This window comes from Smaragdicoccus niigatensis DSM 44881 = NBRC 103563, from assembly GCF_000380645.1.
GTDB lineage: Bacteria > Actinomycetota > Actinomycetes > Mycobacteriales > Mycobacteriaceae > Smaragdicoccus > Smaragdicoccus niigatensis.
Map to the genome: position 1 here is coordinate 33,260 of NZ_AQXZ01000007.1, position 21,677 is coordinate 54,936.

Genomic DNA, 21,677 nt, shown 5'->3' on the forward strand with positions numbered 1-21,677 from the left:
AATCGTGGCCGATCGTCTGTCAGATGCCGTCGAGAACGGCTCGGCTGTTCGATAGGCCGAGCCGATCGGCGCCCGCCGCGATCATCTCCAGGGCGGATTCCGCGGTTCGAATTCCGCCACTCGCCTTGACCTTCGCCCGCCCGGCCACCGTTTTCGCCATGAGTGCCACCGCGTGCGCCGACGCGCCACCGGCGGGGTGGAACCCGGTCGACGTCTTCACGAAGGCCGCACCGGCCTGAACGGCCGCCTCGCACGCCCCGACGATCTGCTCGTCGGTGAGCGCCGCCGATTCGATGATGACCTTCAGCAGTGCGCGACTCTTGATCGCCTCGTAGACCGTGAGTACGTCGGCCAGTACTGCGTTGAAGTCGTTCGCCTTGGCCGCTCCGATGTCGATCACCATGTCGACCTCATTCGCACCGCTTTCGACCGCCAGGCGCGCTTCGGCGGCTTTGACGAGCGAGTGATGCTTGCCGGAGGGGAAGCCGGCGACCGTTGCCACCGCGAGGCCATCCGCGGTCACCGGGAGCATCGACGGCGAAACGCAGATCGCATAGACACCCAGTTCCTGGGCTTCGGCCACCAGGGCTCGCACATCGTCGCGCGTCGCCTCGGGCTTGAGAAGAGTGTGATCGATCATGGCCGCGACCGCGGCGCGCGTCATTCCGGCTGTCACCCGGTCAGCGTACTCGGAGGGACAGAACATGCCGGTCCACAGCCTTCTCCGATAATCTCTCGGGGTGAGCAGAGCAGTGAACTCCGAGGCCAAACGTCGACTTGTCCTGACTTTGGGATGTCCTGACCGCCCCGGCATCATCGCGGAGATCACCCGATTCATCGCCGAAGACGGCAGCTCGATCCACGAAGCCGGTTATCACTCCGACGAGGACACCAGCTGGTTCTTCACCCGGCAGGCCGTCCTCCCGGCCGATCCCGAGTGCACCCCCGAGGTGTTCGCCGAACGGTTCGCCCCAATCGCCGAAACCCTCGGACCGGATGTCGAGTGGGCCGTGCATGACACCACCGAACGGAAGCGGGTCGTGCTGCTCGTCAGCAAGGAGCCGCACTGCCTCCACGACCTTCTCGGCCGTACTGCCGCAGGCGACTTCCCCGCGACGATCGAAGCCGTCATCGGCAACCATGAGGACCTTCGTGGAGTTGCGGAGGCGCACGGCGTGAAGTTTCACCACGTGCCGTTCCCCGCGAATCCCGACGAGCGCGGCCCCGCGTTCGAACAGGTCCGGGACCTCGCGGACTCCTACCTCCCGGATGCGATCGTTCTCGCTCGCTTCATGCAGGTCCTGCCGGAGGACCTGTGCCGTCACTGGGCGGGTCGCGCGATCAACATCCACCACAGCTTCCTGCCGTCCTTCGTCGGCGCACGCCCGTACCACCAGGCGTATGCGCGCGGCGTGAAGCTCATCGGAGCCACGTGCCACTACGTGACCGCCGAGCTCGACGCCGGCCCGATCATCGAGCAGGACGTCAGCCGGATCGACCACTCATTCACCGTGCGCGACATCGTGCGCCAGGGCCGGGATGCGGAGAAGCAGGTGTTGGCCCGCGGCCTGCGCTGGCACCTGGAGGATCGTGTTCTCGTCCACGGGCGCAAGACGGTCGTGTTCACCTAGCCCCAGAAAATGAAAACCGCCCGCTCCCCGGAAACTCTTCGGGAAGCGGGCGGATGACTGTGTGGATGTTTAACCCGCGGCAGCGCCGTAACGGCTCTGCTGGCGGCCGGCGACGCGCAGTCGGGCGACCTCTTCGTTGAAGGCGGTGGCGGCTTCGACGTTGCTCATGTGACCGACGCCCGGGAGCGATGCCAGACGGACCGGAACACCCGCGTCCTCGAGCTGTGCGACCAGCTTGTGCGAGTGGCTCATCGGGGTGAGGCGGTCATAGGTTCCGGCGACGACGGTGACCGGAACGTTCATGTTCTCGAGACCGCGCGTGACGTCGACGCGGCCCAGGGCGAGACCCCAGCGTGCGCGCGAGATCGGCGAGCAGGCCGCAACGATGTCGAAGCAGAAGTCGACCTGAGCATTGGTCGCGCGCGGCGACAGCGCCCGGTACTGGAAGATCTTCTTCACTGCGCCGAGCGGCGGCAGCGGAACCGGCGCGGCGACGACCGCCTTGGTCAGCACGCCGCGAACACCGTTGACCTTGCCGAGAATCGGCAGCGCCGCAGTGTCCTTGAGGATGCGGTCGGCACCAGTGCTGGCGAGCACGATGCCGGAGACCAGGCGATTGACATTGCCCGGGTAGCGGCTTGCCCACTCCATGATCGTCATGCCGCCCATGCTGTGGCCCACGAGAAGGGCCTTCTTGCCCGGGCGAACAGTGGCGTCAAGGACGGCCTGCAGGTCGTCGGCAAGCATCTCGACCGAGACGCGGTTCCGGCCAAGCTTGCTCTCGCCGTGACCGCGGTGGTCGTACGCGATGACGCGCTGACGCTTCGCAAAGGCGTTGATCTGGGGGTACCAGTACTCGATACGGCAAGTCCAGCCGTGTATGAGGACGATTGGGTCCCCATCTTCCGGTCCATAGGCATGGACCCGGAGGGAGCCGCCGTCGGAAGTGACGACGGGGATGACATCCGGTGCGACGCTCGGCTCGAGGAGCAGGTCGTCGTCGGAGTCAACTGACGCAACAGCGCGTGAGGTGGTCATCAACACTCCTTTGTGTTGCCGGTCACGTTACCTCAAATTTACGTGCTTGCAAGTGTTAGCGCCCAAAAAACCTACGTGTTAGCTACGCAAATGTTGACAGGGCCACTACCAGCGAGAACCGCCGTGCTGGATGTCGTCGACACGCGGTTTGACGTCGGCCAAGTAGATGCCGACGGCGATGATGGCGATGAATCCAAGCAGCCCAAGAACACCCATCGCCAGGATCACCAGCAGCGAGACGAGCAGGATTCCGAGCCAGATCGGCTTGGTGAGCTTGTCCACCGCCGTGAAGGCGTCGCTCCGCTGGCGGACGGCGTGAACGATGGCGTACACCGTCAGGCCAATGCCGAAGATCTGCAGAGCGGTCATGATCCAGAACAGGATCGTGTTCACGGCAACAAGGGTCACCCCCCGATGATAAAGAGATTCCCAAACGCGCAACTGCCCCCATGCAAAAGCATGGGGGCAGTTGTTATTGAGTTTGATCAGTAAGCGGGGTGCTTACTCAGCAGCCGGAGCCTCGGCAGCGGCCGGAGCGGCAGCCTTCTTGGCAGCGGTCTTACGCGGTGCGCGCTTGGCCGGAGCCTTCTTCGCAACCTTCTTGACCTCTTCGACGGCTTCCTTGACCTCGGCGACGACCTCGGCAGCAGCCTCCTGAACGTCAGCGGCGGCGGCCTCAGCGGCCTCCTCAGCCTTCTCCGACGCCTTGGTGGCAACTTCCTTGACCTTGGCGGTCAGGGTCTTGGCAGCCTCGGTGGCCTTGGCGATGTTCTCCTCGACGGCTTCGCGGGCGTCCTCGACGGCTCCGCGAGCCTTCTCGACCTGGCCCTCGACGGCGCCGCGGGCCTTCTCGACACGCTCTTCGACGCCACCACGGGTCTTGATGCGCTCGACTGCACCCTCACCACGCGCGACCAGGTCGGCGAAGATGTCGGTGGCCAGCTTGAGGTAGGTCTCTGCGATCGAACGCAGCTGGTCGACGGTGAACTTCTCGCGCAGCTCGGCGATGTCCTCCGGCAGCGAAGACGGCAGGCCGGCGAGACGCTCACGGAGAGCGAGGACCTGCTCCTGGATGTCGGCCGGAAGCGCAGCAGCACGCTCCTTGGCCTCTTCGACGCGAGCGTTCACATCGATCTCGGCAACCGAGGCAGCGCGGGTGCGAGCCTTGGCGACGAGGTCGGTCACGGCCTGGACGAGAGCGTCACCAGCACCAACAGTTGCGTAAAGCGGCTTGACCACGTTCTGTGCGCCCTTCTGGGGTTCAGTCATTCTTTTTCTCCTTGTGAGTTCGTAATTCCGCGCCGACGGCACCCACAGCACTGTGCGATGCGCCCCGAACCGCTGAGCCCGATCGAATCTCTACTCGTCCGCCGGGGATTCCTCGAGAGAAGCCTCTTTGAGGTTCTCGCGACAGAAGGATTCGTAGATATCCAGCAGCACCTGACGTTGCCGCTCGGTGATCGCCGTGTCGCCGAGGAGAGCGTCTCGAACCGGACCGTAGTTGTGCGGTTCCAGATACCCCGCTCGTACATAGAGTGCCTCGGACGAAAGTCGAAGGCCTCTGGCGATCTGCGCTAGCACCTCGGCGGATGGTTTCCGCAAACCGCGCTCGATCTGGCTGAGGTACGGATTGCTTACACCTGCCATCTGCGCCAGTTGGCGCAGGGAAACCTGGGCGGCTTCGCGCTGGGATCGAATGAAGGCACCAATCGAGTGGCCACCCTCTTTCGACTGGGCATCATTGCCCGCCGAATCGTCGGCACCGCTCTGGGCGGCACCACGGTTCAAGTCCATTCGCTCCACTTTCCAGGGGAATTGTGCTGACCCCGAGGTTAGGACGACGCGCTAGCAGTTGCAAGCACCCAGCTAGCGTGTCCGGATTGTGATCTAGCTAACCAGAATGCGCAAAAGCCCTGTACACAGATCCTTTCGGCGCTAGCCGAACATCAGGTGAGATATTGCGTAGATCACCAGTCCGGCGAGCGATCCGACGACCGTTCCGTTGATGCGAATGAACTGAAGATCCCGTCCGACCTGCAGTTCTATCTTCTTCGAGGCCTCTTCGGCGTCCCACCGAGCGATCGTGTCGGTGATGATTCCGGTGATTTCGCGTGCGTAGTTGCCCGCGATATAACGCGCTCCACCGACCAGCCACCGGTTGACTTTTGCGTTCAAGGCTGCGTCGTCCCGCAATTTCGTGCCGAGATGAACGACGTTCTCCTTCACCTTGCGGCGAAGAGTGCTGTTCTCGTCCTCGACCGAATCGAGGATGAGGCGCTTGGCGACCCGCCAGGTCGCCTCGGCGAGGCCGGTGATCTCCTCGCGGCCCATGACCTCGGCCTTGATCCGTTCGGCCTTGCGAATGGTCGTCTCGTCGAACTGAAGGTCGTGCGCGAAGTCGTTGAGGAAGCGATTGGCCGCGAGCCGGACTTCGTGGTTCGGGTTCGAGCGCACCTTCCAGGTGAATTCGACGAGCTCGCGATAGATCTTCTCCGAGATCATGATGTTCGCCCAGCGGGGTGCCCACTGCGGCGCATCGCGCATGACGATCGTGTCCAGGGTCTCCTGGCTCGCGAGTGCCCATTGATGCGCACGTTCGGCCAGAAGATCGAGCAGGGGCCCCTGGCGGTTCTCGGTGATGAGCTCGGCGAGGACCTTGCCGATCGGCGGACCCCACTTCGGCTCGGCCAGGCGTCGCACGATCGTCGCGTCGATGACCTGCTGGACATCCTCGTCACGCAGGATGCCGACGAGTGCGTGCAGCATCGTCGACGATTCCTTCGCCACGCGAGCCGCGTTTTCCGGTTGCGCCATCCAGCGTCCGACGCGGAATGGGATCTCGGCGGACAGCACCTTCTCCTCCACCACGTCCGGGTGCAGGAAGTTCTGGCTGACAAAGGAACTCAGGCTCTCACCGAGCTGGTCCTTCTTCTTCGGGATGATGGCCGTGTGCGGAATCGGGATGCGCATCGGATGGCGGAAAAGCGCGGTCACCGCGAACCAGTCGGCCATCGCGCCGACCATTCCGGCCTCGGACGCAGCCTTGAGATAGCCCACCCAGCCAGCCGCGTCGCCGCCTGATTCCGCCCACGTACACAGCACATAGACGATCGTCGCGACGACGAGGAAACCGGTCGCCACGGTTTTCATCCGGAGCAACTGGCGTCGCTTCTCGGCGAGCGCCCGATCCGCTTCGTCCATCAGCTGCTGACTCGCTGTCCGCGATCTTCGCTCCACAGCCATATTGTGCCAATCCCGGGGAGCAGGACTTGAATGGCTGCCATGAGCGCGAAGAATCCAGCATGATCGAAGCCGTGTCGGAACACGTGCCCACCTCGCGTCTGGCCCGCGGGACGAAACTGGGTGCGGCCGCTGCCGGTCAGGTTTTGATCCGCAGTAAAGCGCGTCTGTCGATGCTCGGGCGGTCCGCGGAGGTCCGCGAGCGGCTCAGCGAAGAGTCGACGATGCGCGCCGCGGAGCAGATCGTCACGGTGCTCGGCGGCATGAAGGGCGTCGCGATGAAGCTCGGCCAGATGATGTCGATCCTCGATATGGACCTCGTCCCGGCCGATCACCGCGAATCATTCCAGCGCAAACTCGCCGTTCTCCGCGACAGCGCACCGACCGTCCCGTTCGACCGCATGGTTCGGGTCATCGAACGCGACCTGAGAATGCCGATCGAACAGGCCTTTGCCACGTTCGACGAAACCGCGATCGGCAGCGCGTCGATCGGCCAGGTGTATCGCGCGACGTTGCCCGACGGAACCGACGTCGCGGTGAAGGTGCAGTACCCCGGCATCGATCGGGCGGTGCGAGCCGACCTGCAGAACCTCGTGATGCTCCGCCGCTTCGTGCAGTCGGTGTTCCCGTTGATCGGTCCGGGCGTCATTGACGAGCTTGCGGCGAACATGGAGCTCGAACTCGACTACCACCGCGAGGCGCAGACTCAGCGGCGGGTCGCGGACACGTTCCGGAACCACCCGTTCATCACGGTGCCGGACAGCTTCCCGGAGCTCAGCGGCCGGCGGGTACTCGTCACCGAGTTCGTCGAGGGCATGAATTTCGAGCAGATCTGCGAGCTCGACCAGGACGAGCGCAACCGCGTCGGCGAGATCATGTACCGCTTCTACATCGGTTCGCTCTATCAGTTCAACGAGTTCTGCGGCGACCCGCATCCGGGCAACGTCCTGCTGGCCAAGGACGGCCGAGTCGCGTTCCTCGACTTCGGACTGTTCAACGCCATGTCCGAAGAGCACGTCGAATTCGAGCTCGAATGCCTTCGAGCGGCGTCGGAAGGCCGCGCCGACGACCTGTATGCACTCCTGGACAAGCGCGGGTTCCTCGACAAGGACGTCGAAGTTTCCGCCGAAGAGTGCCTCGATTACGTCCTGGCCGCGTCCGAGTGGAACCTCATCGACGCCGAACTCGAGGTGACGCCCGACGTCGCCGGTGGGGCGTTCCTCCTCGCGATCGACCCACGGGCGTCGGAGTTCCAGGGCATGAAGCATCAGAACCTGCCGCCCGAGCACCTGTTTTCCCGTCGCGCCGACTTCTTCACGTTCGGCATCCTGGGGCAACTCGGAGTGAGCGCGAATTGGCACCGCATCGCGCGGGAATGGATCTACGGTGAGCCGCCGGCGACGAAGCTTGGCGAGCAGCATCAACAATGGCTGAAGTCTTTGGAAGGACAGCAGTGACTGCACGCGAATTCGATCTCGTTCTCTTCGGCGCCACCGGTTTCGTCGGGGGGCTGACCGCCGAATACATCGCCCGATCAGCGCCCGCGGGTGCGCGCATCGCGCTCGCCGGCCGTTCCGCGGACAAGCTCGCCGCGGTTCGAGACGCACTCCCCGGCGCGGGCCGCGATTGGCAGGTGATCGTCGTGGATGCGAGCGCTCCCGAAGAACTCGCCAAGCGTGCCAAGGTCGTCGTGACGACGGTCGGACCGTACGCGAAGTACGGGTTGCCGCTGGTGAAAGCATGCGCGGAAGCCGGAACGCACTACGCCGACCTCACCGGCGAGCCGCAGTTCATCAAGGAGTGCATCGACAAGTTCCACGACGTCGCGGTCTCCACCGGCGCGAAGATCGTCAATGCCTGCGGGTATGACTCTGTTCCGTCGGACCTGAATGTCTACGAGATCTACCGGAAGTCGATCGCCGACCAGACCGGCGAACTCGAGTCGGCCACCCTCGTCGCATCGATCAAGGGCGGTCTGAGCGGCGGAACAGTCGCCTCGATGCGGGAGCTCATGGCCGATATGGCCGACGACCCCAAAGTTCGCAAAGTCATGGGCGATCCCTATTCGTTGTCCGCGGACCGTTCGCTCGAAGCCGACCTGCCGGAACCACGAGCCACCCTCGCTCCCGCCTCGTCGATCGACCCCAGCCTCAAGGGCTGGGTGGCGACGTTCATGATGGGCCCGGGCAACTCGAAGATCGTGCGGCGAAGCAACGGACTCCTCGGGTGGGCGTACGGAAAGCACCTGCGCTACTACGAGGTCATGAGCACCGGCGAATCTCTCGCGTCTCCCCTGATCGCAGCGGGAATCACCGGCGGAATGGTCGCCGGATTCCTCGGCGGCCCGATCCTCGCGAAGTTCGGCGTCGGGCGGAAGCTCATGGAGAAGGTCGCGCCGAAGCCCGGAACCGGTCCGTCGGCCGAGTCCCGCGAGAATGGCTGGTTCACGAGTCAGACCTTCGCCCGGACGTCGTCCGGCGCGAAGTATGTCGCCACAATGTCCGCCCAGGGCGACCCCGGATACAAAGCCACCTCGGTGATGCTCGGCGAATCCGGACTCAGCCTCGCCTTTGACGCCCTGTCCGGCGCCGCCGGCATCCTCACCCCGGCAACGGCCATGGGCTCATCGCTCACCGACCGGTTGCGGAAGGCGGGCTTCACGATCGAGATCAAGCGGTCAGCCTGACCCGCTGATCACTGACTGGGAAGGATTCGGATCGCCCAGCGATCCAGATCCTTCCCACTACGTCACTCGATCAAGTGCGGTACGTCCCGATGGTGGGCGTGATCGTAATGGACGGTCGAACCCACAACCGAGATTCCCGCGACCGCGAAGATGACGAACGCGGCCGCCGCCAGGATCGCGAAGTTCGTGTGTCCCGTACCAGCCGCTACGAGACCGGCAGCGAGCGAGAAGAACGAACCCAGAACTGCCAGGTAACCAACCCAGCCTGCGAAAATGTTGAGCTTCATCAAGGCCTCCAAAGGAATAGAGCCGCTGATAGGCACAACGTTACGCCGGTGGGATCCCAGTATGCGAGACCCCATCTGATCTTCCCGTCCGCACGAAGCCGTCAGAACGGATGCGGAATGTCGCGGTGCATCTTGTGGTCGTAGTGGATCGTTTCGGCGACGGTCGGGATACCGACAATCGCGGCGATTCCCACGATCAAGAATGCGACGGCGGCCCAGCCCAAATGCCCTGTTGCCGCTGCAACAACACCTGCCGGAACACAAAACGCGGACGCCAGAACCAGGACGTAACCGAGCCAGCCCACGAAAATATTGAGCTTCATTTGTGGTCACCTCAAGACGAATGTCTTATATATCGAGGTTACGCCGGTTTCGCGGACGGCTCTGTCGCCGAGAAATCAATGCCTGCGCAGACCTGCTCGATACCCTCGAACTATGCAGATTTCGCGACGACGCCTGCTCACCGGGACGGCACAGATCGCAATTGCATTCGGCACCGTGTCCTGCACCAGGGCGGAGTCGGTCCAACCGCATCTTCGGGTAGGTGCAGCTTTCCCGGACCCACCATTCAATGGCGTTGCCGGTAACCGCGGGTTCGACGTTTCACTGATGGACGCGATCGGCACAATTCTCGGCAAGACCGTGGAATTCGTTCCATTTGCCGGACACGACTTCAACGATATTTTCGACCAACTCGACAACGGAGCATATGACTGCATCACTTCGGGAACGACGATCACTGAGGCACGCTCCCAGCAGGCGGCCTTCGGCGAGCCGTACCTGATTTCGGGCCAAGCCCTCGCCGTCGACGTCCGTCGGCTTCCTGCGGTCCGAAGCGTCAATGACCTGCAAGGTTTGACGATTGGCGTCCAGAGCGGAAATACCAGCCAACCGATCGCCAACGATCTCGTCGCCCAGGGCAAGGCGAAATCAGTACGCGTGTACGACTATGGCGACGTTCGCACGGCTATTACAGACCTGACGACCGGCAGATGCGATGCATTCATGAAGCTGGCGCCGGTGTTGGCCGAACTCGTCAAGCCCGTCCCCGGCGTCGAGATCGTGCAACGCGGACTCGATACCGAGAAAATCGCCATCGCAGTAAGCCGCTCGAATCGCGCATTGCTCGCACAAATCAATGCCGCGCAGGCGTCGCTGGAACGCGACGGACGCCTGTCTGAGCTACGCGAACGTTGGCTCGGATCACGCGAACTGGATCAGAACCCTAAATAGTCCCGGCATCGATCACGAAGCGGTACCGCACATCGCTGCGCAGCACGCGATCATAGGCACCCGTGATGTCGTCGCCGGTGATGAGTTCGATCAACGGCGCGATCTTGTGCTCGGCGCAGAAGTCGAGCATCTCCTGGGTTTCGCGGATGCCACCGATCGACGAGCCGCTGAGGCTGCGGCGCTGACTCGTGAGCACTCCGGCGCGGATACTGAGCGGCTTGGTCGGCAGACCGAGCATCACGAGCGAGCCGTCGAGCCGGAGCAGCGACATGTATCGATCGATGTTCAGATCCGCCGACACCGTGTTGAGGATCAGGTCGAATTTTCCGCGGAGCGCGCTGAACGTGGCCGGGTCGGACGTCGCGTAGTACGCCGAAGCACCGAGCTTGAGTCCGTCTTCCTGCTTTGACAGCGTCTGGCTCAGCACCGAAACCTCGGCACCCAGCGCCGCCGCGATCTGCACACCGACGTGCCCGAGACCGCCCATGCCGACGATGGCGACGCGTTTGCCGGGCCCGGCATTCCAGTGCCGCAGCGGTGAGTACAGCGTGACGCCCGCGCAGAGCAGCGGAGCCGCGACGTCGAGTTCGAGTGCGTCCGGGATGCGAAGAACGAAGCCCTCATTGACGACGACCTGCTGCGAGTAACCGCCGTACGTGATCGTGCCGTCGACGTCGCGCGAGTTGTAGGTCCAGACGGCGTTCTTGCAGAACTGTTCCTCGCCCGCGACGCAGGGCTCGCACTTGCCGCACGAGTTCACCAGGCAACCGACGCCGACGCGGTCGCCGACCCGGTACTTGGTGACCTCCGGGCCGACCGCGGAGACGATGCCCGCGATCTCGTGTCCCGGTACGCAGGGGTAGACCGTTCCCGGCCATTCGTTGCGCGCGGTGTGAATGTCCGAGTGGCAGATGCCGGCGAACTTCACGTCGATGACGACATCGCGGCCGGCGGGTTCTCGCCGGTCGATCGTCAACTTCTCGAAGTCCGAATCCGACGCGGTCATCCCACGTGCCGCTACTGCATTCACTGCTGCTCCTGCTCCTGCTGCTGAGCTGCTCGTCGACGCAAGCGGCGGGCGGCCGCAACCAGGTTCCGGAGGGAAGGCTCGAGTTGCCACTGGTGACGCGTCTTGAGACCGCCGTCCGGGTTCGCCCACAGGCGGTCGATGGCGATCGACTTCGACGCCAGCGTGAGAAGGTCGTCGAACTCATCAATGTCCGGGATGCGTGCCGAACGGCTTTCGTAGACGCCCGGTCCAACGCCGTGCGTCAGTCCCTCGCCGTGGCTGGCATCTTCCTCCAGCGCTTCGAGCACCCACTTGATCGAGCGGGTCGCGACCAGCGCCGTGACGTCCGCGTCGAGGCGCTCGATCGCGTCGACCACCGAGTGCTTGCTCGAATAATTGATGTGCGTGTGAATCTGGGTTTCTTTACGCACACTCGACGTCGCGAGCTTGAACGCATCGACTGACCAGCGCAGATACTCGTCGCGTTCCTTGCCCTCACGCAACGGCATGAGTTCGCGGATTGATGGTTCGTCGACCTGGATGATCGCGATCCCGGCGCGGTCGAGATCGGTCACCTCGTCGCGAATCGCGAGCGCGACCTGGTCCGCTGTGTCGAACAGCGGTTGGTCCTGGCGTACGAACGACCGGGCGATCATCGTCACCGGACCAGTGACCATGCCCTTGACGGGCTTGTCGGTGAGCGACTGCGCGTAGGTGATCCACTCGACCGTCATCGGCTTGGGTCGGCGCACGTCACCGTAGAGAATCGGCGGACGCACGCAGCGCGAGCCGTAGACCTGGACCCAGCCCTGATGCGTTGTCGCGAAGCCCTCGAGCAACTCCGCGAAGTACTGGATCATGTCGTTGCGCTCGTGCTCGCCGTGCACCAAGACATCGAGGCCGATGTCTTCCTGCAGGCGAATCGTGCGCTCGATCTCTTCCTTGATCTTCGCGACGTACGTGTCGTAGTCGAGACGACCTTGACCGAGTTCGTAGCGCAGATGCCGGATTTCATTGGTCTGCGGGAACGAGCCCAGGGTGGTCGACGGCACGAGAGGCAGGTTCAGGCGCTCCTGCTGCGCCGCCTGTCGCTCGGCGTAGGGCTCGCGTTCGCGCATGATCGGGGTGACCGCGTAGACGCGTTGGCGTACGTCGTGCTTCTGCTTGAAGTGCACCGAGGACGGCCTCCGGCGCCAGTTCTCCGACGGCCCCTCGGTGAGTGCACGCGCCAACGAGACGACCTCGCCGACCTTCTGCTTCGCAAAGGACAGACGGTCTGCGAGGTTTCCGTCGATCTCGTACTCGATGAGCGTGTCGTACGGAACGTGCAGCAGCGAGCAGCCGGTCGAGACAACCATGTCGGGGCAGACTTCGGCGAGTTCGCTGAGGTACTTCAGCGTGACGTACCGGTCCGACTTCCACACGTTGCGCCCGTTGATGACACCGGCGTAAAGACGCTTGCGCTTGATTCCCGGAATCTCGGCGAGCTTGTCCGGCTTCATCCGGAACGACGCAAGGTCGAGACCGATCGCTTCGACCTTGGTCGCAGCGAGGATGCGGAGCGCCTCGCCGAAGTCGTCGTATTGGCCGGTCACGAGCATGCGCGGGCGCATGGGAGCGTTGGTCAGCCGCTCGTAGGCACGCTTGAATGCCTCGAGGTCGACGTCCCGGCGATCCTGCGTGAACATCGGCTCATCGAGTTGCACGCACGTGGCACCACGCTTGGCGAGGATTTCGAACAGTTCCTCGTAGACGGGCAGCAGACGATCGAGGAGATCGAGGCGGGAGTAATCCTGGTCGGATGTCGACGGGCCCTTCTTCGACAGCAGCAACAGCGACACCGGTCCGACCACGACCGGACGCAGTTCGATGCCCCGGGCCAGCGAACGATCGAACTCGTCGAGGAGTGCTTCCGCGTGCAGCGAGAACTCCGTGTTCGGATCGAGTTCGGGCTGCCGGTAGTGGTACGGCGTGCTGCAGAAACGCACGAGTTCGAGCGGCGGCAAATCGCCGGAACCACGGCACATCGCGAAGTAGAAGTCGAGCGGATGCATGTCCGCCTGAATACTTTTGAATCGCTGCGGCACCGCGCCGAACAGCAGCGCGTTGTCGAGGATGTGGTCGTAGTAGCTGAAGGTGTTGCCCGGCACCTGCGTCAGACCAGCGGCGTGTAGCTCGTTGATCTGATCGTCCACGATCTCCCGGGCTACGCGTTCGAGGTCCTCGCGCGTTCCCGTCCCGTGCCAGTAGTGCTCGAGAGCCCACTTCAGTTCGCGACGGGAACCGATCCGGGGATAGCCCAGAATGCTCGATCCGAAACCGTCGGCGACGTTCGCCATTCGCGTTCGACCTTCCTGTCAAACACCAGTCCTGACAGTGCAATCCGCTCGAAAGCGGAGCCAGTGCGCCGGGCCCTACGACTTGGGCTTGGCCGCGCTCTTGTCAGGGTACTGGTAGAAGCCCGAACCAGCCTTCTTCCCGACGAGTCCGGCTTCAACCATTCGAAGAAGCAGCGGCGGCGCCGAGTACAGCGGCTCCTTGAACTCGGCGTACATCGAGTCTGCGATGGACTTCACGGTGTCCAGGCCGACGAGGTCGGTGAGGGCCAGCGGGCCCATCGGGTGCGCACAACCGAGGACCATCGCCTTGTCGATGTCCTCCTTGCTCGCAAAGCCCGACTCGACCATGCGGATGGCCGAGAGCAGGTACGGAACAAGCAGGGCGTTGACGACGAATCCGGAGCGGTCGGCCGAGCGAACGACCTGCTTGCCCAAGACCTCGCTCGCGAAGTGCTCGGCGCGCGCGGAAACCTCGGGGCTCGTGCGCAGCGTCGTGATGAGCTCGGTGAGCGGCAGCACCGGGACCGGGTTGAAGAAGTGCATTCCGACGACGCGCTCGGGCCGGGTGGTGGCCATCGCGAGCTTCATGATCGGAATCGAAGACGTGTTGGAGGCGAGCACGGCATCGGCGTCGTTGACGACCTTGTCGAGCTCACGGAAGACCTTGGTCTTGATCTCTTCGCTCTCGAGGATGGCCTCGACGACGAGCTGACGGTCGGCGAAGTCTCCGAGGTCGGAGGTGAACCGCAAGCGCCAGGCAGCCTGCTCGCGCTCACGGGAAGTGATCTTTCCGCTGCTCACACCGCGATCCAGCGAGCGCATAACGCGCGCGCGACCGGCAGCTGCGAGCTCACGAGTGGTTTCGTACACGAGCACGTCGACGTGCGCACGGGCACACACCTCCGCAATACCGGCGCCCATCTGGCCTGCACCGATGATGCCGACTCGCTGAATCTTCTCGGACACTTACGCTCCTGCTCGTTACTTCCGTGGTGGGAAATTGGTGGGGCTTCCACTTGTGGTGGGAAATACGACGCCGCGGGACCCGAATCGAATCCCGCGGCGGCGCGGTACGGCGGTCAGCCCAGTTCCTAGTGGAACTGGCCCTCTTCGGTCGAACCCTTGAGCGCAGCGGTGCTGGTGTTCGGGTCGACGGTGGTGGCGATGGTGTCGAAGTAGCCGGCACCGACCTCACGCTGGTGCTTGGTGGCGGTGTAGCCACGCGCCTCGGCAGCGAACTCGCGCTCCTGGAGGTCGACGTAGGCGGTCATGCCCTCGCGAGCGTAGCCGTGTGCCAGGTCGAACGCCGAGTAGTTGAGCGAGTGGAAGCCGGCCAGCGTGATGAACTGGAACTTGAAGCCCATGGCCGACAGTTCCTTCTGGAACTTGGCGATGGTGTCGTCGTCCAGGTGCTGCTTCCAGTTGAAGGAAGGCGAGCAGTTGTAGGCCAGGAGCTGGTCCGGGAACTCAGAGTGAACGCCATCGGCGAACGCCTTGGCGAGCTCGAGGTCCGGCTTGCCGGTCTCCATCCAGATCAGGTCCGAGTACGGCGCGTAGGCCTTGGCACGAGCGATGCAGGGCTCGAGGCCGTTCTTGATGCCGAAGAAGCCTTCCGCGGTGCGGGTGCCATCGAGGAACGGCTTGTCGCGCTCGTCGACGTCGGTGGTGAGGAGCGTGGCAGCCTCAGCGTCGGTACGTGCGATGACGACGGTCGGCACACCGGCGACGTCAGCTGCGAGACGAGCCGAGGTCAGGGTGCGGATGTGCTGCTGGGTCGGGATGAGGACCTTTCCACCGAGGTGGCCGCACTTCTTTTCCGATGCGAGCTGGTCTTCCCAGTGGGTGCCAGCGGCACCAGCGGCAATCATGGCCTTCTGGAGCTCGTAGACGTTGAGCGCACCACCGAAGCCGGCCTCACCGTCAGCGACGATCGGGACGAGCCAGTTCGGGACCGACGTGTCGCCCTCGACCTTGGAGATCTCGTCCGCGCGGAGCAGCGCGTTGTTGATGCGGCGAACGACGTTCGGCACCGAGTTGGCCGGGTAGAGGCTCTGGTCCGGGTAGGTGTGACCCGAGAGGTTCGCGTCACCAGCGACCTGCCAACCCGACAGGTAGATGGCGCGCAGACCAGCGCGGACGTACTGGACGGCCTGGTTACCGGTCAGGGCACCGAGCGAGTGGATGTAGTCATCCGGGCGGTTGACACCTTCCCAGAGGATTTCGGCGCCGCGGCGAGCGAGCGTGTGCTCCTCGACAACGTTGCCCTGGAGCGCAACGACCTGATCAGCCGTGTAGTCACGGGTGATGCCCTTCCAGCGCGGGTTGGTGTCCCAATCCTTCTGGATCTCTTCCGCGGTCTTCGGAGTGCCGACAGTCGACATGCTCTGGTTCTCTCCCTTATTGAAGTGAGTCGGGCGAGGAGACCATCCGGTCAGCCTCGTCGCCGACTTGGCCTTCGCAATTTTGCGAGGCACTTCGTGTGTACGTTGAAACGATTGCACAACAGAAATCGCACGTCCAGCCTTTGCAAATGCCAAGATTCGCCACATTGGGACGCTTCATTGCTAACTTTGCGAAGCCGCTCGTCCGAGGTCCTGAATAAACAGTACAATCGTCCGGTTTGCATGCTACCCCGACGACTGGGGATTGTGGAGTTGACCTGGGAAGTTCGTTATCGGACATTCCTGCGGCCCGCCTCAAGCGGTACAACGTGTCCCAAAGCACTCACGGTTCAACTGGCGTTTAACTTGCCGTCAGGTTGTGAGCGCATTCACAGCGCGCTGACGGTCCGCAGCCGCACCCTTTTTGGTCAGCCGCGCCCCCTTCCGCGCGCCAGCCGGGGTGCATCGGTGCGTTTGGGGTGCGGATGTGAACGGCTTTCGGAACTCATCGGCGTGCCGACCGCCTCGCCTCCCCGGTTATGTCCTCGTGACCGAGCATTCTGAGAACGTGACCAACGCACCCGGTCCAGCGCAATTCCTCCGGGGACGAGTCGTAGGACCCGACCATATTCATGACGACGCCGTCGTCACCATCCGCGACGGCCTCATCACCGCCGTCGCAACACCACATGAGTGGCGGGCAAAACATCCCGGCGCCACGCTTCCCCGGTTCTCCGGGACGCTTCTCCCCGGCATGGTCGACAGCCACTGCCACGGGACCGCTCGGAACTCCTTCGCGACCACCGATGTCGCTGAAGCTGAGCGGGCCGCCGCTTTCCACCACGCGCAGGGCACAACGTCCGTCGTCGCAAGCCTCACCCCCGCGCCGCTCGGTCTCCTGCTGCAGCAGATCGCGACGCTCTATCCCCTGGCCCTCAGTGGCGACATCGCGGGCATCCATTTGGACCTGCCTGGGCTCGACAGCCTGCCGACCGCACGCATGCTCGTCGAGCAGGGTGAAGGCACGGTCTGCTTGGTCACCCTCGATCAAAACTCGGAGCACTTCACCGAGATCGTGCACCTTCTCGATCTGAGCAGGGTGTGCATCGAAACCCGGGCCACCCTCTCGGAAGACGGCCCCAGCCTCCTGGAGAAGGTCCGCGAACAGGTGACCGGGTCTCCCATCAGCCTGATCGAAGCCGTCCGGGCAGCCAGTCTTCGCCCAGCGGTCGACGCCGGCATCGATGCTCACGTGGGGTCGATCGTGGCGGGTCGCCGCGCGGACATTCTTATCGTGGACGAAGACATCTCACTCGAGCGCGTCATGCGCGACGGGGTCTGGCTCGACGAGCCCGCATCGGGAAGCTGGTCGGAAGCCGTCGGGCTATAGGTCCTTCGCTTAACTGATAGTTCGCTGGTAGGACCGACGTCTACCGTTGCAGGATGACTGCCCCTACCCCTCCGGGCTGGTATCTCGACGACTACGCCCAGATGCGCTGGTGGGACGGCAACACCTGGACCGCGCACGTGCAACAGATGCCCATCGCATCGTTCCCGCCTGTCGACCCGCGCAATGCTCGGCCTGCTCTCACCACGGTGGCCGCGATCCTCGCGTTCGGGGGCGTGCTGTCGACGGGCGTTGCGGCTGCCGTAAACGGCATATCGCTGGCGGTCGTCGGCGCCGCGCCCGCGTCTCGGCGCCGCCTGCTTCCCAGCTGGTTCATGGCCTACGAGACCTTCACCGTCGTCTTCTGCCTGGCGGTAGCGGTGTTGCTTCTCCTCGGTGGGCTGGCTCTCCTCAAGCGACGGCGCAGCGGACCGGTGCTCACCGCGATCGGATGTGTGAGCTTTGTCGTGTTCCGGCTGGTCGATGCCGCGGTAGTCCTGCCGGCCGCCACGGCGGGCAATCACGTGAACAACACTGCGTTGACTGCGGGAACAGGCATCGGGCTCGCGCTGCTGGTCTTTCCGCTCGTCACGCTCTGCTTGGCATGCGGTCCGCGTACACACCGGTGGATCGCGCGCACCGCCTGACCAGGAGCTAAATCAGCCCGCCGTCATGCACGGTGATGGCGATCTGCACGCGGTTGGTTGCACCGAGCTTGTCGAACAGCCGCGAAACGTGCGCTTTCACCGTCGGCACCGACATGTACAAATCGGTCGCGATGTCGGCATTGCTCAGTCCACGCCCGATCGCGACCGCAACTTCGAGCTCCCGCTCGGTGAGGATCTCGAGGCGTCTAGCGGCGTCCGCTCCGCGACTGTCGCCGCGGTTCTCGCGGATCTGCTTGATGAGAATCCCGGCCGCCGATGGTGACAGCATCGGCTCTCCCGAGGAGACCTTCTTGACGGCCTCGACGATCTCCGCAGGAGGGGTGTCCTTAAGGAGAAAACCATCCGCACCGGCGGCAATCGCCCCGATCACGTAGTCGTCGGCGTCGAAGGTCGTCAGCACGATGACGCGCGGCGGAGACGCCTGCGAGTGCAATACCTTGGTCGCTTCCAGCCCATTCATGTGCGGCATGCGAATGTCCATGAGGACGACGTCGGGACGTTCGGTCTCGACCATCGCTATGGCCTCGCGGCCATCGCTCGCCTGCCCGACGACCGTCAGATCGCTGTCGCCGCCGAGCATCAGCGCGAGTGCGGAACGCACCAGAGGATCGTCATCGACGAGCAGCACCCGAATCATGAGGACCACGGTATCCAGGCGTGCAGAACAAATTCGCCCTTCTGGACATGGTGTTCGAGACGACCTCCCGCCAATTGCGCCCGTTCTTCCATTCCAACCAGTCCGAGACCCGATCCAGGCGCCCCCGGGGTCGAGGCGAATCCCGTCTTGTTTCGAACGTAGATATCGACTCCGTACGATTCGGAGCCGGTGATCTGGACGGTCACCTTGGCGCCGGGCGCATGTTTGCGCGCATTCGTGAGGCCTTCTTGAACGATTCGGTAGATCGCGCGGCCCGCACTCTGCGACAGGTCACCGGGATCGGTGATCGAGTTGTCGAACGCGACATTCAGTCCGCCCTTCGCCGTGGACTCGACGAGCTCCTCGAGGTCGGCGATCGTGGGCTGCGGCTTGTCCAAGATCTGTCCGTCCGCGTCCCGAAGGACGCCGAGAACACTGCGTAGGTCAGCGAGGGCCTCGTTCGCCTGGGCCTGAATGACCGCGGCGCTGTCGCGCATCTCCCGAACCGTCAGGTTGTCGCGGAAGGCGAGCGCGCCAGCGAACATCGAAACCTGCGAGATGCGGTGTGCGAGAACGTCATGCATTTCGCGTGCGATGCGTGCCCGCTCCGTGGACTTCGCCGAGTCGACCCGCAGATCGCGCTCTTGTTCGGCCTTCAGGGCGCGTTCGTGCAGCGTGAAGATGAGCTCTCGGCGCGAGCCGATGAACATTCCCCACCCGAGCATCGCGGCCGTGACACCTGCGTTCCACATCACGACCAGCCAGAACGGAGAGTTCTGCACCGCAAGACTCGAAACGAAGATCAGGCTGCTGCCGATGCCGAGCACACCGATGAGAAAGACCTGCCACCACACCCGACGCGTCGCCAACGACACGGACGCCAGGGAGGACGGTCCGCTCGCAATGCTCGAGACGGCATTCGCCGCCGTGGTGAACACGGCGACGGACAGCGGCCAGCGGCGGCGGAAGGGCACTGCAGCATAGGCGGCGAGACCGAAAACGAAGTCGACCGACAGCGCCACGGGCGCGGCTGACCCCCGGTCGTGCCACGTCGTCAGGAAGACGAAGGCCGAAATGGCGACGCACGTCACGTACCGCGCAGCCTGCAACCGCCAGGTCAGGACCGGCTGATAGCGGTCGGGAGCCACAGATTCGGACACCTGACCAGCGTAAACGGCCGCGTGCAGTCCCACGGCTGTCGCGACCCCGACTTTCGTCTATCGATTTCCCTACTCGTGACCGATGCGTGACCACGGGCCCGACCGGCAGGGTTGAGAACATGATCAACGTCGAAGCACTCACAAAGTCCTATGACGGGTTCACTGCTGTCGACAACGTGAACTTCGTCTGCCGGCCGGGACGCGTCACTGGATTCCTCGGACCCAACGGTGCCGGCAAGACGACCACGATGCGCATGATGGTCGGACTCACGACACCCACGAGCGGTCGCGTCACCATCGGTGGCCACCTGTACCAAGACATCCCGAACCCGGGACGTCACGTCGGCATCCTGCTCGACGCCTCCGCCCAGCACGCCGGCCGCACCGGCCGCGAGGTGCTGACGCTTGGCGCGAAGACGATGGGCCTGCCACTGTCCCGCGTCGACGAGATGCTCGAACTCGTGAGCCTGTCCGGCAAGGAGGGCGACCGCCGAATCCGCAACTACTCGCTCGGCATGCGCCAGCGTCTGGGCATCGCCCACGCGCTGCTCGGCGACCCGTCGGTGTTGATCCTCGACGAACCGGCAAACGGCCTCGACCCCGCCGGTATCCGGTGGATGCGCGGCCTCCTGCGCGAATACGCCGACCGCGGCGGTGCGGTTCTGCTGTCGAGCCACCTGCTCACCGAAGTCCAGCAGGTCGCGGACGACATCATCATGATCGGCCGCGGCAAGATCGTCGCGCAGGGCACTCCCGCCGAGCTCATGCAGACCACCGGCACGTTCGTCCGCGCTGCCGACAACGCCGTTCTGCTCCAGGCGCTCGCCAAGCACGACATCTCCGCCAACCCGGTGGGCGACGGCTTCCGCGCCGACGCTAACGCCGCGAAGATCGGCCGGATCACCGCGTCCGCTCAGATCCCACTTCTCGAATTGCGCCCCGCCGACGGCGGCCTCGAGGACCTGTTCCTCGAGCTCACCGCTGACACGCAGCGCGAAACCGTTCTGAAAGGAGCGGCGGCATGACCACCGCAGTCATCACGCAGAATCCTCCCGTTGAGAACCCCGGACTCGGTGTCATCGACATCTCCGGCACCAAGCGGACCCCGTTCGAGCGACTCGTGAGCGTCGAGGTCCGCAAGACCTACGACACCGCCGCGGGCCGCTGGCTCCTCATCACGATCGGCATCCTGACGACGGTCGTCATGGGCATCGCCCTCGCGGTCAGCACCGTTCAGAACATCGACATGAACTACGGCACGTTCATCGCGACGACGGCGTACACGACGTCGATCCTGCTGCCGATCCTCGGCATCCTGGTCGTGACGAGCGAATGGGGTCAGCGCACCGCGATGGTGTCGTTCACTCTCGAGCCGAACCGCAGCCGTGTGATCGGTGCCAAGCTCGTCGCCGGGTTGATCCTGGCATTCGCCGCATCGCTGTACGCAGTCGTGACGGGCGCGATTGCGAACCTGATCTACGCCGCAATCGAAGGAACCCCCGCGTCATGGGAGTTCGGCGCCGCGATGTTCTTCGGCTTCGTCGCCATCCAGGTTCTCGGCATGATCACGGGCTTCGGCCTGGCGACGCTGCTGCTCAGCACGCCGGCCGCGATCGTCGTGTACTTCGTCTACAGCTTCGTCCTGCCGGCCCTGTTCGCCATTGGCGCACAGTTCCTGAGCTGGTTCGCCGACGTTGCGAAGTGGATCGACTTCGGTGGTGCGCAGGCGCCGCTGGCCGCGGGCACGATGCACGGCGCGGACTGGGCTCACCTGGCCGTTGCCGGCTTGATCTGGCTTGTTCTGCCGCTGGTCATCGGACTCTGGCGGGTGCTTCGCGCCGAAGTGAAATAAGCCACCCCGGGGGGTGTGGAGGAAACCGGCGGCCGTTTGACGGCCGCCGGTTTCCGGTGTCTGCTTGTGCTCATTTTCAAGAGCCCAGAGTCCCGATCCGCCCAACGATGTGATCTAGACCATAAATCC

Annotated in this window: 22 protein-coding genes; 8 read left to right on the forward strand and 14 right to left on the reverse strand. The window is 63.9% G+C overall.

What is annotated here, in order from left to right; all coding sequences use genetic code 11:
- Positions 1–19: 19 nt before the first annotated feature.
- Positions 20–664, reverse strand: a complete 645-nt coding sequence (deoC, locus tag F600_RS0101170; protein ID WP_018158744.1) for a deoxyribose-phosphate aldolase — start codon at positions 662–664, stop codon at positions 20–22.
- Between the two features lie 76 nt (positions 665–740).
- Here deoC and purU point away from each other — a divergent pair, with 76 nt between their 5' ends.
- Positions 741–1,631 (forward strand): formyltetrahydrofolate deformylase, encoded by an 891-nt coding sequence (gene purU, locus F600_RS0101180; protein WP_026306036.1) that lies wholly within the window; start codon positions 741–743, stop codon positions 1,629–1,631.
- 69 nt (positions 1,632–1,700) lie between these two features.
- On the opposite strand, the gene F600_RS0101185 is transcribed toward purU, so the two are convergent.
- From F600_RS0101185 to F600_RS0101205, 5 genes are all read right to left on the reverse strand, one after another.
- Entirely contained in the window at positions 1,701–2,669 is a 969-nt protein-coding gene (locus tag F600_RS0101185; protein ID WP_018158747.1) for an alpha/beta fold hydrolase, read from the reverse strand.
- A gap of 105 nt (positions 2,670–2,774) precedes the next feature.
- Complete coding sequence (locus F600_RS0101190; RefSeq protein WP_018158748.1) at positions 2,775–3,077, reverse strand: DUF2516 family protein; 303 nt, start codon at positions 3,075–3,077, stop codon at positions 2,775–2,777.
- A gap of 93 nt (positions 3,078–3,170) precedes the next feature.
- The gene (locus tag F600_RS0101195; protein WP_018158749.1) at positions 3,171–3,938 is read right to left on the reverse strand and encodes a hypothetical protein; all 768 of its coding nucleotides are present in this window, start codon (positions 3,936–3,938) and stop codon (positions 3,171–3,173) included.
- A gap of 90 nt (positions 3,939–4,028) precedes the next feature.
- Complete coding sequence (locus F600_RS26345; protein WP_081628658.1) at positions 4,029–4,463, reverse strand: helix-turn-helix domain-containing protein; 435 nt, start codon at positions 4,461–4,463, stop codon at positions 4,029–4,031.
- Between the two features lie 141 nt (positions 4,464–4,604).
- A complete protein-coding gene (locus F600_RS0101205) occupies positions 4,605–5,870 on the reverse strand; it encodes a DUF445 domain-containing protein (protein WP_018158751.1) in 1,266 nt (421 codons plus the stop codon).
- A gap of 113 nt (positions 5,871–5,983) precedes the next feature.
- Here F600_RS0101205 and F600_RS0101210 point away from each other — a divergent pair, with 113 nt between their 5' ends.
- Together F600_RS0101210 and F600_RS0101215 are read left to right on the forward strand one after the other, a co-directional pair.
- Positions 5,984–7,366 (forward strand): ABC1 kinase family protein, encoded by a 1,383-nt coding sequence (locus F600_RS0101210; RefSeq protein ID WP_026306037.1) that lies wholly within the window; start codon positions 5,984–5,986, stop codon positions 7,364–7,366.
- Positions 7,336–8,595, forward strand: a complete 1,260-nt coding sequence (locus F600_RS0101215; protein ID WP_040629955.1) for a saccharopine dehydrogenase family protein — start codon at positions 7,336–7,338, stop codon at positions 8,593–8,595. The genes F600_RS0101210 and F600_RS0101215 overlap by 31 nt, the downstream gene beginning before the upstream one ends.
- 62 nt (positions 8,596–8,657) lie before the next feature.
- On the opposite strand, the gene F600_RS0101220 is transcribed toward F600_RS0101215, so the two are convergent.
- Positions 8,658–8,882 carry a hypothetical protein gene (locus F600_RS0101220; RefSeq protein WP_018158754.1) on the reverse strand — a complete coding sequence of 75 codons (225 nt, stop codon included), beginning with the start codon at positions 8,880–8,882 and terminating at the stop codon, positions 8,658–8,660.
- Between the two features lie 101 nt (positions 8,883–8,983).
- The gene (locus F600_RS0101225; protein WP_018158755.1) at positions 8,984–9,205 is read right to left on the reverse strand and encodes a hypothetical protein; all 222 of its coding nucleotides are present in this window, start codon (positions 9,203–9,205) and stop codon (positions 8,984–8,986) included.
- 112 nt (positions 9,206–9,317) lie between these two features.
- Here F600_RS0101225 and F600_RS0101230 point away from each other — a divergent pair, with 112 nt between their 5' ends.
- Entirely contained in the window at positions 9,318–10,115 is a 798-nt protein-coding gene (locus tag F600_RS0101230; protein ID WP_018158756.1) for an ABC transporter substrate-binding protein, read from the forward strand.
- Here the strand turns inward: F600_RS0101230 and F600_RS0101235 are convergent.
- From F600_RS0101235 to aceA, 4 genes are all read right to left on the reverse strand, one after another.
- Positions 10,108–11,145: an NAD(P)-dependent alcohol dehydrogenase gene (locus tag F600_RS0101235; protein ID WP_018158757.1), complete on the reverse strand. Its 1,038-nt coding sequence runs from the start codon at positions 11,143–11,145 to the stop codon at positions 10,108–10,110. The genes F600_RS0101230 and F600_RS0101235 overlap by 8 nt on opposite strands.
- Positions 11,142–13,463, reverse strand: a complete 2,322-nt coding sequence (gene metE / locus F600_RS0101240) for a 5-methyltetrahydropteroyltriglutamate--homocysteine S-methyltransferase (protein WP_018158758.1) — start codon at positions 13,461–13,463, stop codon at positions 11,142–11,144. Before metE ends, F600_RS0101235 begins: the two co-directional genes overlap by 4 nt.
- 75 nt (positions 13,464–13,538) lie before the next feature.
- Positions 13,539–14,429, reverse strand: a complete 891-nt coding sequence (locus tag F600_RS0101245; protein WP_018158759.1) for a 3-hydroxybutyryl-CoA dehydrogenase — start codon at positions 14,427–14,429, stop codon at positions 13,539–13,541.
- A gap of 125 nt (positions 14,430–14,554) precedes the next feature.
- Complete coding sequence (aceA, locus tag F600_RS0101250; protein ID WP_018158760.1) at positions 14,555–15,844, reverse strand: isocitrate lyase; 1,290 nt, start codon at positions 15,842–15,844, stop codon at positions 14,555–14,557.
- A gap of 568 nt (positions 15,845–16,412) precedes the next feature.
- On the opposite strand from aceA, the gene F600_RS29955 reads away from it, so the two are divergent.
- On the forward strand, positions 16,413–17,234 hold the full coding sequence (locus F600_RS29955; protein ID WP_156024348.1) for an amidohydrolase family protein: 822 nt from the start codon (positions 16,413–16,415) through the stop codon (positions 17,232–17,234).
- Between the two features lie 53 nt (positions 17,235–17,287).
- Positions 17,288–17,878 (forward strand): DUF2510 domain-containing protein, encoded by a 591-nt coding sequence (locus tag F600_RS0101260; protein WP_060934598.1) that lies wholly within the window; start codon positions 17,288–17,290, stop codon positions 17,876–17,878.
- A gap of 7 nt (positions 17,879–17,885) precedes the next feature.
- Here the strand turns inward: F600_RS0101260 and F600_RS0101265 are convergent, their stop codons facing one another.
- Positions 17,886–18,536, reverse strand: coding sequence for a response regulator (locus F600_RS0101265; protein ID WP_040629980.1), 651 nt, complete (start codon positions 18,534–18,536; stop codon positions 17,886–17,888).
- A complete protein-coding gene (locus F600_RS0101270) occupies positions 18,533–19,696 on the reverse strand; it encodes a sensor histidine kinase (RefSeq protein WP_156024349.1) in 1,164 nt (387 codons plus the stop codon). Before F600_RS0101270 ends, F600_RS0101265 begins: the two co-directional genes overlap by 4 nt.
- Positions 19,697–19,815: 119 nt before the next feature.
- Between F600_RS0101270 and F600_RS0101275 the strand changes: the two genes are divergently transcribed.
- Positions 19,816–20,721, forward strand: a complete 906-nt coding sequence (locus tag F600_RS0101275) for an ABC transporter ATP-binding protein (RefSeq protein WP_026306039.1) — start codon at positions 19,816–19,818, stop codon at positions 20,719–20,721.
- Complete coding sequence (locus F600_RS0101280; protein ID WP_018158766.1) at positions 20,718–21,548, forward strand: ABC-2 transporter permease; 831 nt, start codon at positions 20,718–20,720, stop codon at positions 21,546–21,548. The genes F600_RS0101275 and F600_RS0101280 overlap by 4 nt, the downstream gene beginning before the upstream one ends.
- The last annotated feature ends 129 nt before the right edge of the window (positions 21,549–21,677 follow it).